The sequence below is a fragment of the Salmonella sp. SAL4457 genome, from assembly GCF_046548235.1.
GTDB lineage: Bacteria > Pseudomonadota > Gammaproteobacteria > Enterobacterales > Enterobacteriaceae > Salmonella > Salmonella enterica.
The window spans coordinates 1-271 of record NZ_JBGDZO010000500.1; the positions used below are offsets into that span (position 1 = coordinate 1).

Sequence of the window (271 nt, forward strand, 5' to 3'; positions counted from 1 at the left end):
TCGTAGGAGCCGGTGGCCACCGACAGCACCGGCAGGCCGCCCTGCAGGGCGCCGCGGCAGAGTTCCATGATCCGCGGGTCGGGCGGGAAGTCGCTGCACAGCAGCAGGCCGGCCAAGGGTACGCCGTTCATCGCGGCCAGGCTGGCGGCGAGGATGATGTCGTCGCGGTCGCCGGGGGTCACCACCAGCACGCCGGGCTTGAGCAGTTGCACGGTGTTGGGCACGGCGCGGGCGCATAGCACGATCTTCTGCACCCGGCGCTGCTCATAGT

General features: G+C 70.8%; 1 protein-coding gene. It reads right to left on the reverse strand.

Features of this window, described 5'->3' with window-relative positions; translation table 11 throughout:
• On the reverse strand, positions 1 to 254 hold a 254-nt coding region (locus tag ACLJNW_RS25225), incomplete at its 3' end, for a DRTGG domain-containing protein (RefSeq protein ID WP_410961363.1).
• Between the last annotated feature and the right edge of the window lie 17 nt (positions 255 to 271).